At 41.0% G+C, this 13,892-nt stretch carries 18 protein-coding genes and 1 tRNA gene; 1 reads left to right on the forward strand and 18 read right to left on the reverse strand.

The features are described from left to right. Positions 1-77: 77 nt before the first annotated feature. The 3 genes from MGG13_RS07165 to MGG13_RS07175 form a co-directional block, all read right to left on the reverse strand. A tRNA-Gly gene (locus tag MGG13_RS07165) sits at positions 78-148 on the reverse strand. Between the two features lie 91 nt (positions 149-239). Then, the gene (locus MGG13_RS07170; protein WP_239034440.1) at positions 240-482 is read right to left on the reverse strand and encodes a hypothetical protein; all 243 of its coding nucleotides are present in this window, start codon (positions 480-482) and stop codon (positions 240-242) included. Between the two features lie 99 nt (positions 483-581). After that, positions 582-1,004 (reverse strand): cupin domain-containing protein, encoded by a 423-nt coding sequence (locus MGG13_RS07175; RefSeq protein ID WP_239034441.1) that lies wholly within the window; start codon positions 1,002-1,004, stop codon positions 582-584. A gap of 158 nt (positions 1,005-1,162) precedes the next feature. Between MGG13_RS07175 and MGG13_RS07180 the strand changes: the two genes are divergently transcribed. Further along, a complete protein-coding gene (locus MGG13_RS07180) occupies positions 1,163-1,582 on the forward strand; it encodes a hypothetical protein (RefSeq protein ID WP_133431649.1) in 420 nt (139 codons plus the stop codon). On the opposite strand, the gene MGG13_RS07185 is transcribed toward MGG13_RS07180, so the two are convergent. The 15 genes from MGG13_RS07185 to alaS form a co-directional block, all read right to left on the reverse strand. Then, complete coding sequence (locus tag MGG13_RS07185) at positions 1,573-2,070, reverse strand: GNAT family N-acetyltransferase (RefSeq protein WP_239034442.1); 498 nt, start codon at positions 2,068-2,070, stop codon at positions 1,573-1,575. The genes MGG13_RS07180 and MGG13_RS07185 overlap by 10 nt on opposite strands. Positions 2,071-2,127: 57 nt before the next feature. Continuing rightward, positions 2,128-2,976, reverse strand: a complete 849-nt coding sequence (locus tag MGG13_RS07190; RefSeq protein WP_239034443.1) for a prohibitin family protein — start codon at positions 2,974-2,976, stop codon at positions 2,128-2,130. Beyond that, a complete protein-coding gene (locus tag MGG13_RS07195; protein WP_133431652.1) occupies positions 2,939-3,247 on the reverse strand; it encodes a hypothetical protein in 309 nt (102 codons plus the stop codon). Before MGG13_RS07195 ends, MGG13_RS07190 begins: the two co-directional genes overlap by 38 nt. Positions 3,248-3,331: 84 nt before the next feature. Continuing rightward, positions 3,332-3,856, reverse strand: coding sequence for a YqeG family HAD IIIA-type phosphatase (locus MGG13_RS07200; RefSeq protein ID WP_239035692.1), 525 nt, complete (start codon positions 3,854-3,856; stop codon positions 3,332-3,334). Between the two features lie 196 nt (positions 3,857-4,052). After that, the gene (mtnN, locus tag MGG13_RS07205; protein ID WP_239034444.1) at positions 4,053-4,751 is read right to left on the reverse strand and encodes a 5'-methylthioadenosine/S-adenosylhomocysteine nucleosidase; all 699 of its coding nucleotides are present in this window, start codon (positions 4,749-4,751) and stop codon (positions 4,053-4,055) included. Between the two features lie 50 nt (positions 4,752-4,801). Continuing rightward, positions 4,802-5,278 carry a transcription elongation factor GreA gene (gene greA, locus MGG13_RS07210; RefSeq protein WP_239034445.1) on the reverse strand — a complete coding sequence of 159 codons (477 nt, stop codon included), beginning with the start codon at positions 5,276-5,278 and terminating at the stop codon, positions 4,802-4,804. A 23-nt stretch (positions 5,279-5,301) separates the two neighbouring features. Further along, the gene (gene udk / locus MGG13_RS07215; RefSeq protein ID WP_239034446.1) at positions 5,302-5,916 is read right to left on the reverse strand and encodes a uridine kinase; all 615 of its coding nucleotides are present in this window, start codon (positions 5,914-5,916) and stop codon (positions 5,302-5,304) included. After that, positions 5,916-7,154 (reverse strand): peptidase U32 family protein, encoded by a 1,239-nt coding sequence (locus tag MGG13_RS07220; RefSeq protein WP_239034447.1) that lies wholly within the window; start codon positions 7,152-7,154, stop codon positions 5,916-5,918. The genes udk and MGG13_RS07220 overlap by 1 nt, the downstream gene beginning before the upstream one ends. A gap of 11 nt (positions 7,155-7,165) precedes the next feature. Next, entirely contained in the window at positions 7,166-8,089 is a 924-nt protein-coding gene (locus MGG13_RS07225) for a peptidase U32 family protein (protein ID WP_239034448.1), read from the reverse strand. Between the two features lies 1 nt (position 8,090). Continuing rightward, the gene (locus MGG13_RS07230) at positions 8,091-8,717 is read right to left on the reverse strand and encodes an O-methyltransferase (RefSeq protein WP_420827891.1); all 627 of its coding nucleotides are present in this window, start codon (positions 8,715-8,717) and stop codon (positions 8,091-8,093) included. Positions 8,718-8,822: 105 nt separating this feature from the next. Then, positions 8,823-9,950: an endolytic transglycosylase MltG gene (gene mltG / locus MGG13_RS07235; protein ID WP_239034449.1), complete on the reverse strand. Its 1,128-nt coding sequence runs from the start codon at positions 9,948-9,950 to the stop codon at positions 8,823-8,825. Between the two features lie 15 nt (positions 9,951-9,965). Then, positions 9,966-10,295 (reverse strand): DUF1292 domain-containing protein, encoded by a 330-nt coding sequence (locus MGG13_RS07240; protein WP_133431660.1) that lies wholly within the window; start codon positions 10,293-10,295, stop codon positions 9,966-9,968. Between the two features lie 12 nt (positions 10,296-10,307). Continuing rightward, on the reverse strand, positions 10,308-10,730 hold the full coding sequence (gene ruvX, locus MGG13_RS07245; protein ID WP_133431661.1) for a Holliday junction resolvase RuvX: 423 nt from the start codon (positions 10,728-10,730) through the stop codon (positions 10,308-10,310). Then, positions 10,723-10,992, reverse strand: a complete 270-nt coding sequence (locus MGG13_RS07250; RefSeq protein WP_133431662.1) for an IreB family regulatory phosphoprotein — start codon at positions 10,990-10,992, stop codon at positions 10,723-10,725. The genes ruvX and MGG13_RS07250 overlap by 8 nt, the downstream gene beginning before the upstream one ends. A gap of 62 nt (positions 10,993-11,054) precedes the next feature. Beyond that, positions 11,055-13,673, reverse strand: a complete 2,619-nt coding sequence (alaS, locus tag MGG13_RS07255) for an alanine--tRNA ligase (protein WP_239034450.1) — start codon at positions 13,671-13,673, stop codon at positions 11,055-11,057. Between the last annotated feature and the right edge of the window lie 219 nt (positions 13,674-13,892).

Here is a 13,892-nt window from a genome sequence, read left to right on the forward strand (position 1 = left end):
ATCCATCCCTATTTTAGCACATTTCTATTTGAATCAAAAAAATGACATAAAAAAAGTCCCAGGAACCCGGGACGGTAAGCGGATGACTGGAATTGAACCAATGACTCCAACCAGGAAGGCTGGTATTATAACATTTAACTACATCCGCATATATATAATTCTGAATAACACTTTATCTATAATAGCACAATCAAAAAATAAATGCAACAAAAAACGGACTTTTTTTAAAGTCCGAAAAATTACCATCTGTTCTTAAGTTTTTCAAGCATCGCTTGGCCTTGCTGCGTCAGTTTAAGATCTTTCATCTCTTCAATACTATAAGCCCCATTTAACTGGAAGTCGGCTTTATTACCTTCCACTAAACCTTCGTCGAATAAATAATCCAGTTCTGCTTCATCATAATCGTTATTTACAGAATCAAAGCGTCCTTCTTTGGAAATACTGTCTAAATATTTGTAGAGTACATCATTATCAATAGTCATATCCACAGCTCCTTTTTGTTTTCTTAATCAATACCCAGACTTTGGCAATATAACCTCAAATATAAAATAAAAAGACAGACTTTTAAGTCTGTCTAGAAATTACTGTTCATTTGGATCGTTTTCAGCATCTTCATGTGTTTTGTGGACAGTGCCCGGTTCATGGTCAGGTCCTGCATAAATAGAATAAAGTTTAATCGGTTCGTCACCTTTATTCGTTACATTATGCCAAGTATCAGCAGGAACAATAATGATATCATCAGCTTTTACTTCACGCTCAAAGTTCAGGTTGTCCTCACTAGGACCCATCTGACATAAACCTTGTCCTTGTTCAATTCTTAAGAACTGTTCAATACCATGATGAACTTCAAGACCGATATCATCGCCAGGTTGAATCGTCATTAATGTGACCTGGAGTTTATCTCCTGTCCAGATAGTCGTACGGAAATTTTCATTTTCAAGTGTCATACCCTCAATATTTTCAACTACAGGTTGTTTGCCGTGGTCTTTAAAATCATATACCATATTTAAAACCTCCTATAAAATAACATACAGTTATCAGTACCCTTAAATAAAAGATGATAACTTTGACTAAATGACAAAATAGTGACTTCTAAAATATTACAGATTGCTTCTTATTGACAAGAGACTATAATAGAAATAAAAGCTATAGAGGTGATGAAATGACAAGACATTTTATCAGATTAATTATTTTAGTTATTTACACTTTGTTTATGATGTCAGTTGCTGTTAAATCATTGACTGACGGTTTAAGCGCTGATAACTTTTTCTTTATCCCGTTATCGATTATGGCTTTGACTATTTTAGTGGATTCTATAACACAGCTCTACACCAATTCACAAAATGAAGAAAATCCTTATCGAACTTATCCGGCTGAAACAATCATTAAATGGACATGGATAAGTACTTACTATCATATCGGTGCCATCGTTATATATGTTATGACTGCGGTATTTATCCTTTATTTCAACTTTTCAATTTTTTGGCCTCTTACTATCTTATTAGCTATCATTCTATCCATTCTCACGATTTGGCGCGAATATAAGAGAAGACAATACGTTAAAACGCGCATTTATGAATAAAGGTTTATTTGATAACCGAGTATGGTCAGAGAGTAAGCTTTATCATCCATCCATGCGACATCCGGCAGCTGACCGTATGTTGTAAAACCATTTTTCTCGAATAGCCTTATAGACGGTGAATTGTGACTGAAGATAAATGCGAGCAGCGTTTTAAATTTGAGCTCCACTGCCCGTCGTTTCAGTTCATCTACCGCAAACTGGCCTATTCCCTGACCGCGATAATTCTCATCGATATAAATACTGACTTCTACCGTCTGATTATAGGCCGCTCGCGCATAAAACGTACTAAAGCTTATCCAGCCGACTACTTCGTCATTTTGTTCAATAACAAGTATCGGTTGACCGTCATGATGTGCATGAAACCATTCCAGCCTGCTTTCTACTGATACAGGTTCGACGTCTGCAGTCACCATGCGGCTAGCTATTGTTGAGTTATATATTCCGACTATCTTATCCAAGTCTTTTAGTTCCGCCTGTCTCGTTCTCATCAGTTTCCCCCACTTTTTTTCTTATATTAACACAAAAATAGGACTGCAAATGCAGTCCTATTTATTGACATCAACAATGACACCTTCGCCGCCCACTGTAATCGGCTGCTTACCGTCCCATTTATCGATCATATGTTTTTTAATAATTTTATCTGTCAAAGATTTATCCAGAATCTCATTGGCTTCCGCCTGACCTTTTGCTTCTATTTTCTTCTTCGCTGCATTCTGCTCAGCGATAGCACGGTCAGTCTTCGCACGTTCCAGTTCCTGGTTCGCTTTCACTCGTTCATCAATCGCAGCCTGTGTCGCTGCATCTGCTTTCGGACTTGAGATAGCGATATCCTCAATGATAAATCCTTGATCGGTCAGTTTATTCTGCAGTTCTTCTAAAGTCGACTTCTTGATCTCACTCGTTTTAACACCAAATGTCTCTATAACAGAGTATTTTGCGACAGATTGGCGAAGACCATCGAGAACACGGGTACGCAGGAAGCCGTTTTCCAGCCCTTCTATATCTGCATTACCAAACTTATTGAAAATCTTAACAACTTTAGTCGGATCAACATGATAGTTAATGCTGATATCCATATCCAGATTCTTACCATCTGACGTTGCCACGTTCAGATTTTGATATTCCTTCGTCTGTGTACGAATTGGATAATGTACAGCCTTGTCCAGCGGCGAAATAATATGCCAGCCGGCTGGTTTAGTCTGATCTTTAACACCCGTCACAGAGTAGATGACGGCCTGATAACCTTGGGGCACTTTTTCGATACACATAAATAGAATGATGGCACCTAAAAGCACTAACATACCAATAATAGTCGTCAAAAGTAATGATTTACGGTTGACGGGCTTTTTTGCTGGTCTAACGGTCTTCACTTTCGATGTGCTTGATGAGTTCATTAACTTCCTCCAATTCTTCGGTCAGCTGCCTGATTTCCTGCTGTGACTGAAAATGTCTGCTTCTAATGTGAATGGCATGAATAAGACGATCACGCTCTTCTTCGAGTCTGATGAGCTCCAGTTCTTCTTCATACTGCCGACGCCTCGTCATACGCTTTTCATCGTTCACTTCACTTTTGAATGAGAAATAATCATAGAAACGAGATAAAACAATGTAGAGAATCACTGCAAGTATAATCAGGATGATAAGCCCGATTAAGAAATAACGCATAAAATCCCTCCATTCCATGCTTACTTCTATTATAGCATGAACAATATGTAAATAAATGCAAAAAGACCATGACTTTGTCATGGTCTATTCTTCCCAGTTGATATATCCTTTACGTTTAAAATAAGCGAGGAATCGTCTCTCCATCATACGATTGACTTTCGTCTTCCACTCATCATTCGATTTGACCGGCACCACCATAATAGAATAAAATCCATTTGAATTCGCTGCCAGCACATCTGTCATCATCTGGTCGCCGATCACCACTGTTTCATCAGGCGTCACTGCCATCGCTTTTGTCGCTTTCTTGAACGCCTGCCCCATCGGTTTTCTGGCATTGAAAATATAGTCTACTTTTAAGGGTGTCGCAAAAGCAGCAACACGTGTTTCATTATTATTGGAGACAATCGTGATTTTAATACCGGCTTCTGCCATCTGATTGAACCATGCGATCACTTCTTCTGTCGCGAGTTCCACATCCCAGCCAACTAATGTATTATCCAGGTCTGTGATAATCGCTTTAACGCCCCGGGCTTTTAAATCTTCCGCCTTGATTTCAAATACACTTTTGACATATTGACTTGGCATTAAATATTTTTTCAGTATACTCACTGTTTTCACCTCATTATAGTTCATACCTTGTTTTTACCATAATAAAACCCCAATTCACTTGGAACTGGGGTCCATGCTATTCGATGATTTCTTTGTCGCCGTACTCGACTTCTGTTTCACTGTAAATGATGAAGCCGATGATTGCAGTTGCAATCACTGATAATGCCATGATGAAGATCATGTCAACGCCTCCTAACTACTTTGTAGCAGCAAATGTCTCTATTAATGATTTTACAATTTTACTGGACGATACGCAAGCGACTTTCAGGAACTCCTCAAATGTCATTCCCGCTTCTCCGTTCGCTAAATCCGAGACGGCACGCGTGATGATAAATGGTGTCTGGTACTGATATGCGACCTGTGCTACTGCAGCTGCTTCCATTTCAACTGCGAGTACTTGAGGGAAGTTCTCAATGATTTTCTCTTTCTTTTCTAATGAACCGATGAAGCTATCCCCTGAAACAATTAGACCGATGTGAGCCTGCAGGTCATTCTTTTGTATCGCTTCTTCTGTTAATGCCATCAGCTTGTCGTCTGCCTGATAAGTCTTCGGCATGCCTGGGACCTGACCGAGTACGTAACCAAATTCTGTTGCATCTACATCGTGATGCAGAACTTTACGGCTGATAACGATGTCACCGACGCTGAGACCTTGACCGAGTCCTCCTGCAGAACCTGTATTGATAATCGCTTCCGGCTGGTAATGTTCAATCAGAAGTACTGTCGTTAAAGCGGCATTCACTTTACCGATGCCACTCTGCATGAGTACAACGTCATAGCCATACAGGTTGCCTGTATAGACTTCGACATGCGCATGTTTTTTCACTTCGAGATTCTCTATATCATTTTTCAGGATTTCGACTTCTTCCTGCATTGCACCTATAATTCCAAGCATGTTTTTCCTCCTCAAATAAAAAGTAGATTCCTAAAGAATCTACTTGAATTTTAGCTGATTTCGACGATTTTAACACGCATTTCATTACCGTTTGGTAAAGGTACGTTTACTTCGTCATTCACTTTTTTACCGATCAGTGACTTAGCGATCGGTGATTCATTTGAAATCTTACCTTCGAACGGGTCTGCTTCAGCAGAACCGACAATCATATAAGATTCTTCGTCGCCGTCTGGTACTTCAACGAATTTCACTGTACGGCCGATCTGTACTTCTGATTTAGAACCGTCATCTGAAATGATTTTAGCATGACGCAGCATCATTTCAATTTTAACGATTTCCTGCTCTACAAAGCCCTGCTCGTCTTTCGCTGCATCGTACTCAGAGTTCTCTGATAAGTCACCGAAGCTGCGTGCGACTTTAATTTTTTCTACGACTTCAGGACGTTTAACCGTCTTTAAGTGTTCGAGTTCTTCTTCAAGCTTGTTATAACCTTCTTGAGTCATTGGATATTCTTTTTGGATTTCCATTGCTGTTCCTTCTTTCTACGTTCTTAGTTTCTAATCAATGATTGAATTTTTGTCGTCATGATATCAATGGCAACATGATTGCTGCCACCTTCCGGAATAATGATATCGGCATATTTCTTTGTAGGTTCTATAAACTGATTGTGCATCGGACGTACGACTGTCAAATACTGTTCGATAACAGATTCCATCGTCCGGCCACGCTCTTCTATATCTCTCATCATTCTTCGCAGAATGCGAAGATCTGCATCGGTATCTACAAATATTTTAACGTCCATCAAATCACGCAGTTGTTCGTTTTCCAGTGCGAAAATTCCTTCTACTATAATAACATCTTTTGGTTCAAATGTAATCGTTTTCTCGCTTCTTGTATGAATTGTATAATCATATGTCGGCACTTTAACGATCTTGCCGTCTCGAAGATCAATCAGATTCTGAATGAGTAAATCATTATCAAAAGCAAATGGATGATCATAATTAGTGGCCAGCCTTTCATCAAAACTCAAATGAGACTGATCTTTATAATAGTAATCCTGTTCTATTAAAGCCACACTGAAGCCTTCCAGGTTCTTTAATATTTTAGAGGTTACAGAGGTCTTACCAGACCCCGAACCACCTGCAATTCCAATGATAGTAGTCATCAAGCCATTTCCTTCCGCATCATATTGTTTTTATAAACAGGATGGTCCACTTTAATCTGGACAAGCTGCAGTGGATGACGCGCAGCATCAAGAGAAGTCCCTTCTTCATCGTAGATAGCTGAAATCTCCTGCTTAAAGTTGCCGATTTCAGGACCAAAGAATTCGATTTCCATTCCCGGTTTGAAATTATTACGCTGCTGAATCGTTGCCATCTGGGTCTTTTCATCATAGTCTAACACTAATCCACAGAAATCAAAAGGTGTTTTCTTGGATTGCTCATGGCCGAACATCTGCTCCTCGTACCCAGGTACGCCTTCGAAGAACGCAGGTGCTGTATCACGGTTGGCACACTTACCAAGTTCAACAATCCACTCAGGGTCGATTTTGAAGTTTTCTGGATCTGCACAGTAAGCATCGATGACTTTACGGTAAACAGAAACAACAGTCGCAATATAATGGATTGATTTCATACGTCCTTCAATCTTCAGTGAGTCAATGCCGATATCAATCATGCTTGGAATGGATTCAATCAGTTTCAAGTCTTTCGGACTCATCGCAAATGGTGTCACGTCTTCGCCTTCATAGACCACATCCAGTTCATCGTTGTCTACAGAAAGTAAGTCATAATCCCAGCGGCAGCTCTGACAGCAGCCTCCGCGGTTAGAGTCACGCGCAGTCATATGGTTACTTAATGTACAACGTCCTGAATAAGCGATACACATTGCACCGTGTACGAATGCCTCAATTTCAATATCGACTTTCTCTTTCATCAGACGCATTTCTTCTGCGCCCGTCTCACGTGCGAGAACGACACGTTCTAATCCTTCATTCTTCCAGTACTCGACGGCCTTCCAGTTTGAAAGTGACTGCTGTGTACTTAAATGAATTTCAAGCTTTGGTGCTACTCGTTTACACGTTTCAATGATAAGCGGATCTGCTACTATGATACCCGTTGCACCTGTTGCTTCAAGCTGACGCAGATAATCATCCAGTCCGTCTATATTTTCATCATGCGCAATGATATTCGTCGTCACATAGATTTTAGCGCCGTATTTATTTGCAAATTCGACACCTTCTTTAATCTCTTCCATAGTAAAATTGTCAGCATTTGAACGGAGACCGTATTCCTGACCACCCAGGAAAACAGCATCTGCACCGTAATGAACAGCAATCTTCAGTTTTTCAAGATTGCCGGCAGGCGCTAAAAGTTCCGGTTTTTTTAATATTGTTTTAGTCATACTATCATCCCTTAATATACAGTTTGTTTATAGAGGAAGCCTTGATCAAGTGGTCGGTGTTCCGGCTGGATATCTTCAATCGCTTCCATCATATCGAATTTTTCGTCGTCATACAGATCCGGGTCTTCAAGAAATAGGTCAATGGCTTTACGGTATTGTCTTGTCACTTCTGTGATGTAATCAGCTGAATGCAGGACACCATCTATTTTAAAGCTGTCAATCCCTGCTTCAAACAGTTCCTCCATCTCCTCGATCACACAGATATCATTTGGACTCATAATATGTGTCCCATTGTAATCTTCATAAATTGGATATTTATTGTTACGTTCTTCGTCATAGAGCAGCATATTTTTGGCATCCTGACGATTCTCAATTTTCATCGCTTTATCCATGTAAAGGAAATAATTGCCGAGCAGCTGACGTTTCGACTGGAACATACATGTCATACCATGAACCTGTACCTCTATCTCAACATCTGTATTTTCCTTGATTTCGATGACTTCCTCCATACTGAGCTCACGGGCAAGGACGGCACGTGCTGCGCCGCGCTCTCCCCAGTAATTACATTGAAACTGATTCGTTACAAGTGTTTCCTGGTTCCAGTGCAGGGGAATCGGATTTTCCTGTTCTTTCACATACATGACAACAGCAGGATCACCAAAGATGATGCGATCCGGTCTTACTTCATGCAGCCAGTTGATATAGTCTTCTACAGCATCTAGATGCTCATTATGAAAAAGTCCGTTTACTGCAACATAAGCTTTTTTATCTGCCGCATGAAGCATATCGATGGCCTGTACGAGGGCATCGCGATTAAATTCTCCTGCTAAACGGAGCCCAAACTGTGCCTCACCAATCACAAAAGCATCGGCTCCTGCTTCGATCAGTTCTTCTATATGATCAAGCGACGTCGGTGTTACTAATAATTCAGTCATATTACCTCTCCTTTATAGAGATGCTCATGCCATCTCCTAAATCTATAAAATTCGTCGTATAGTCTGATTGTTCTTTTAGCCAGTCATTGTATTTCTCTATTTTTCTGACCATCTGTTTGACATTACGGCTGCGGACAATTTCAATGTTACCGACAAAATCGTGATAAAGAATATTGTCTGTAATAATCAGTCCGCCTTTTTTAACGAGCGGGCTATAGAGCTCAAAGAACTTCTTCGACTGGGCTTTCGCTGCATCGATAAACAATATATCATATTCCCGGTCGTTTACTTTTTCAAATGCTTCAGCAGCGTCTGCAAAGATCAGTCTGATTTGCTCGTCATAGTTAAAGCGTCTAACGTTCTGGACAGCTAAGTCATACATCTCAGGATTACGTTCTATTGTCGTCACATGCATATGGTCATGGGTCGAAGCGAAATGCATTCCGCTGTATCCGATGGCCGTACCGATTTCCAGTATACTTTCTGACTGATGAATTCTGATCAGCTGCTTGACCATTTCAAGCGCGACCTTATCCATAATTGGCACAGCGTTCTCTTCAGCATATTCGCGAAGTGTATCTAATGGGCTCAACGTGTTCAGCTCTGTGATGTATTCTCTATTGTTCATTATATTCAATCCTTTAACAGAAAAACTACCAACCCGAAGGCTGGTAGAGTTCATAAGTCATTCAAATTATTGTAGCACATTTCAGTGGTTTTATTAAGTTAAAAATTAAAAACCAATGTATTTCGCTTTATTCGCATTATGTTCTTCAAGTGTCTTAGCAAAGTAGTTTTTACCGTTCTTATCAGCAAGGAAATACAAGTAATCCGTTTTAGCTGGATTCAACGCACTTTCCATTGACTCAGTTCCGCTTGCCGCGATAGGTCCTGGCGGCAGACCGACATTCTGATAAGTGTTATAAGGGTCATCTACTTTTGTATCCTGCTCATATGTCACATCTTTATGACGACCGAGAGCATATAGAACAGTCGGATCAGTCTGAAGTGGCATTTCAGGATTCTCTTCCATACGGTTGATGAATACTGACGCAATTTTCGCACGGTCTGTCAGCCCCGAAGCTTCACGTTCAATCAATGAACTGAATGTCAGGAACTCATGGAAACTCATGCGCTTTTCCTGACCTGCTTCATTAATTAAGACACCACCGTATTTATCCCATAACGGAAATGCATTATCTTGCGTTGCAGTCAGCATTTTGTCTACAATCTGCTCTACTGTCGGATTCTTTTCAGTAAAATCATATGTCGCCGGGAAAAGGTAGCCTTCAAGCGGATGCTTAATCTCTTTATTAAAGACGTCTTTTGTAATCAATTTAGGGTGCTTCTTCTGCATTTTTTTGACGAATGCAGGATCGTCAATCTGTTTAGTGAAATCAGCTGCTTTAATTGAAGTATTTTTCTCAACAATTTTACCGATTTCATCTAATGTAATACCTTCTGGAAAACTGATCTTGAATAAGACAGGCAGATAGACCTCACCTTTTTGCAGACTTTTAGAAATATGTTCAAACGTCATAGAAGGAGAGAGTTCATATTTCCCTGCTTTAAAGTCAGAGATGTTATTGAATTTCAGATAATATTTAAACATTGTGCTGTTCTTGATAATATGATTTGCTTCTAGTTTCTCACCAATTGCTGTTGCGGATTCGCCAGGCAGTATTTCTACTTTAGTCACTGCTTTGTTATCTGGATCTAACGGTTTCTGGCTGGATGTAAAATAAAACAGTCCAGCAATACCAGCAAAAATAATTCCTAAAAGGAAAAGTCCAATGATGATCGCTGAAGCGAATCTGGATACGGATGCCGTATCACGTATCTCTTTATTTCGCTTACTCATAGGGTCACCTTATCCTTAGAAATTTTCCTCATCGATTTCAGTGTTGACGATTTCTTCAATCATGTCCCACTCTTCATCTGTCTCCACTGGTAAGAAACGGCCGCCATCTCCATCTTCATTCGGCACGTTAATCATTGGAATCAGTTCGATTTCTTCATCATCGTCTGAAGCGCCTTCTTCAGCTAAAATGACATAGTTCTTATCAAACTGAGGATTGTAGAATTCTAAAACTTTACGGTAAAGAACTTCATTGTTGTCTTCATCGTATAAAGTTAAAAGCTCTTCCTCGTTGTTGATATCTAATGTTTCTTGTACTTCTTCGTTTTCTTTATTAAATTCAGTCATGGTCATTCTCCTTTATGATTTAGAATTAAGATAGCCTTGCAGGATAAAGACTGCTGCCATCTTGTCAATAACAGCTTTTCGCTTCTTACGGGACACATCTGCTTCAAGTAAAGTACGTTCAGCGCCAACTGTCGACAATCGTTCGTCCCACATCACTATTTCAAGATGTGGACAAGCTTCTTTCAGCAACTCACTATACTGGATAGAAGCTTCACCACGGGGTCCAATTGAATTATTCATATTCTTCGGTAAACCGACGACTGCCACTGATACTTGATGCTCTTCAATAATTTCTTTCAGTCTGTCGATACCAAAAATACCTTCATCTTCATTGATACGTAATGTTTCCAGTCCCTGTGCTGTCCATCCCATAGCATCACTTAATGCAATACCGACCGTTTTGGAACCTACATCGAGACCTATCGCCTTATTCATGTGACTCTGTTTCTGACTCGATATAATGCTTCACTAACTGCTCCATGATGTCATCTCTATCTAGTCTTCTGATTTGGTTACGCGCCTCATTATGTCTTGGAATATAGGCTGGATCACCTGATAAGAGGTAGCCGACAATTTGATTGATCGGGCTGTATCCTCTTTCTTCCAATGTATGATAGACATTCAGAAGGACAGTACGTACTTCTTCTTTCGGTAGTTCTTCAATGTCGAATTTCATCGTCTTATCAAAGTTTTCCACTGAGTTACACCCCTTAACATTACATTTGTTCACATTGTATCATATATCAAACGCTTGATAAATTATAGCGATTTAATGTGTTCTTTAACAAACTGTAATGCTTCTGTCACTTTAGATAGATCATTTGACCCACCTTGAGCAGAATCAGGGCGTCCGCCGCCTTTACCGCCTGTTACACCTGCAACGCCTTTAACCAGGTCACCTGCTTTGACGCGGTCAGTTAAAGACTTGGACACAGTCGCCATATAGCTGAGTTTATCAGACTTCGCAATCAGGAAGATCACTGTATCCGGTAACTTAGATTTATAGTCATCCATCATATCACGTAATTCTTTCGCATCTGCTGCATCAACTTCCATCGCTAAAGTCTGAATGCCATTTAAGTCTTCAGTAAGCGCTGTGATATCACCGACTTTTAAGTTAGACAGTTCACGTTTCGTATCTGCAAGTTCCTTCGTCAGCTGTTTCTCTGTCTGAACGAGTTCTTCTACTTTCGCTTCAAGCTGTCCAGCATTCTTCACTTTCAATGTCGCGACGAGCTGATTAGCCATTTCTTCAAAGTTAGACAAGAATTCAAATGCCGCCTGACCAGTCACCGCTTCTATACGTCTGACACCTGCACCCGTTCCTGACTCAGAAACAATCTTGAATAAGCCGATTTCAGAAGTGTTACGGACGTGAACACCCCCGCACAGCTCGATAGAGAATTCACTCATTTCGACGACACGTACAACGTCACCGTATTTCTCACCGAACAGGGCCATCGCCCCTTTTTCTTTTGCCTGTGCAATCGGCATCTGTTCAATGACAACTTGGATATTCGCCCAGATTTTCTGGTTGACGATTGCCTCTACCTGCTTCAGTTCGTCCTGTGTCACAGGGCCGAAGTGCGAGAAGTCAAAACGCAGTCGTTCTGGTGTTACTAAAGAACCTGCCTGGTTGACATGTGTACCGAGTACCTGTTTCAGAGCTGCATGCATTAAGTGGGTCGCACTATGGTTTTTAATGATATGGTTACGGAATTCAGGATTCACATTCGCCAGGACTGTCGCGCCGCGGTGGACACGTCCAAATTTCACTGTTCCTGTATGCAGATTCTGACCATTCGGCGCTTTGATGACTTCTGTCACTGCGATTTCAAAGTCGTCATGGCTGACAAGTCCAGTATCTGCAATCTGTCCACCACTCACTGCATAAAAAGGTGTCTCACGTAAGACAAACTGAACAACGTCACCGCTCTCTGCTGTATCGACAAGCACACCGTCAACAAGCATATCTTCTATCTCAGTCGTGGTTTCCAGTGTATCGTAGCCAACAAATGTGCTTGGCGTCTTGATGTTAGAAAGTGTTTCATTCTGCACCTGCATACTCTGTGTTTTCTGACGGGATTCACGTGCACGTGTACGCTGTTCTTCCATTGATTTTTCAAAACCTGCATGGTCTACTTTCAGACCATTCTCTTCAGCAAGTTCTTCTGTCAGTTCGACCGGGAAACCGAATGTATCGTACAATTTGAAGACATCTTCCCCTTTCAGTTCACCATCCGCTGTCTCTTTCAGGCGGTTGAAATGGACTAAACCTTCTTCTAATGTTTCATGGAAACGGTCTTCTTCAGATTTAATGACACGTTTGATAAAGTCTTTCTGTTCTTCAACTGATGGATAGTAAGCTTTCATAATTGCAGCTACAATATCCACAAGTTTGTACATAAACGGCTCATTGATGTTCAGTTTCTGAGCAAAACGAACGGCACGGCGAAGGAGACGACGAAGGACATAGCCGCGTCCTTCATTCGATGGCAGCGCCCCGTCACCAATTGCAAAAGCGACTGTACGGATATGGTCAGCGATTACTTTGAAAGCAACGTCCTGATCTTTATCTGCCCCATATGTCTGCCCTGACATGCGCTCTGTTTCCTGAATGATCGGCAGGAATAAATCTGTATCAAAGTTAGTACGAACGTTCTGCGATACACTGGTCATACGTTCAAGTCCCATACCTGTATCAATATTCTGCTTAGGCAGCGGTGAATAAGTATGGTCTGGATTATGATTGAATTCTGAGAATACTAAGTTCCAGATTTCCAAGTATCGTTCATTCTCACCGCCTGGATACATCTCTTCAGCAGGATCATCCTGACCGTAGGCTTCGCCGCGGTCATAGAAAATCTCTGTGTTCGGTCCAGATGGCCCTTCACCGATGTCCCAGAAGTTACCCTCTATACGTGTGATACGGTCGTCTGTCAGTCCGATATCGTTGACCCAGATATCATAAGCTTCTGTATCTTCCGGATGAATCGTCACATACAGTTTTTCCGGTTCGATCGCCATCCATTTTTCACTCGTCAGAAATTCCCATGCGAATGCCACTGCTTCTTTTTTGAAATAGTCGCCGATAGAGAAGTTACCGAGCATTTCAAAGAAAGTATGATGACGGGCTGTGAAGCCGACGTTTTCAATATCGTTAGTACGGATTGATTTCTGTGCATTCGTGATTCTAGGGTTTGCCGGAATCACCCTGCCGTCAAAATATTTCTTCAGTGTCGCTACGCCCGAGTTGATCCAGAGAAGTGTATCGTCATCAATCGGTACTAGTGGTGCTGAAGGTTCTATCATATGTCCTTTTTCTACAAAAAAGTCTAAATACATCTGTCTGATTTCTGCTGCTGTTAAACGTTTCATCCAATCTCTCCCTTAAAATAAAAATACACGCCCATCCCTCAAAAAGGGACGAACGTGTTCGCGGTACCACCCTAGTTATGACCAAGTCATCACTCATAGTTCTATTCGTTTGCACTGTATAAGCAGCGTTCAGAGCTAGCTGCATGCCTCTCACCAGCCGGCATGTCTCTCTTGTTCAGCGTCACTCCTACTCATCCTATACTGAATAATTAAATTATA

The organism is Macrococcus brunensis (genome assembly GCF_022343725.1).
GTDB classification, from domain to species: domain Bacteria; phylum Bacillota; class Bacilli; order Staphylococcales; family Staphylococcaceae; genus Macrococcus; species Macrococcus brunensis.

Coding starts and splice junctions, on each gene's coding strand:
- MGG13_RS07170 (WP_239034440.1), bottom strand. CDS start 482: ATGACTATTGATAATGATGTACTCTACAAATATTTAGACAGTATTTCC.
- MGG13_RS07175 (WP_239034441.1), bottom strand. CDS start 1,004: ATGGTATATGATTTTAAAGACCACGGCAAACAACCTGTAGTTGAAAAT.
- MGG13_RS07180 (WP_133431649.1), top strand. CDS start 1,163: ATGACAAGACATTTTATCAGATTAATTATTTTAGTTATTTACACTTTG.
- MGG13_RS07185 (WP_239034442.1), bottom strand. CDS start 2,070: ATGAGAACGAGACAGGCGGAACTAAAAGACTTGGATAAGATAGTCGGA.
- MGG13_RS07190 (WP_239034443.1), bottom strand. CDS start 2,976: ATGAACTCATCAAGCACATCGAAAGTGAAGACCGTTAGACCAGCAAAA.
- MGG13_RS07195 (WP_133431652.1), bottom strand. CDS start 3,247: ATGCGTTATTTCTTAATCGGGCTTATCATCCTGATTATACTTGCAGTG.
- mtnN (WP_239034444.1), bottom strand. CDS start 4,751: ATGCTTGGAATTATAGGTGCAATGCAGGAAGAAGTCGAAATCCTGAAA.
- greA (WP_239034445.1), bottom strand. CDS start 5,278: ATGGAAATCCAAAAAGAATATCCAATGACTCAAGAAGGTTATAACAAG.
- udk (WP_239034446.1), bottom strand. CDS start 5,916: ATGACTACTATCATTGGAATTGCAGGTGGTTCGGGGTCTGGTAAGACC.
- MGG13_RS07220 (WP_239034447.1), bottom strand. CDS start 7,154: ATGACTAAAACAATATTAAAAAAACCGGAACTTTTAGCGCCTGCCGGC.
- MGG13_RS07225 (WP_239034448.1), bottom strand. CDS start 8,089: ATGACTGAATTATTAGTAACACCGACGTCGCTTGATCATATAGAAGAA.
- MGG13_RS07230 (WP_420827891.1), bottom strand. CDS start 8,717: ATGAACAATAGAGAATACATCACAGAGCTGAACACGTTGAGCCCATTA.
- mltG (WP_239034449.1), bottom strand. CDS start 9,950: ATGAGTAAGCGAAATAAAGAGATACGTGATACGGCATCCGTATCCAGA.
- MGG13_RS07240 (WP_133431660.1), bottom strand. CDS start 10,295: ATGACTGAATTTAATAAAGAAAACGAAGAAGTACAAGAAACATTAGAT.
- ruvX (WP_133431661.1), bottom strand. CDS start 10,730: ATGAATAAGGCGATAGGTCTCGATGTAGGTTCCAAAACGGTCGGTATT.
- alaS (WP_239034450.1), bottom strand. CDS start 13,673: ATGAAACGTTTAACAGCAGCAGAAATCAGACAGATGTATTTAGACTTT.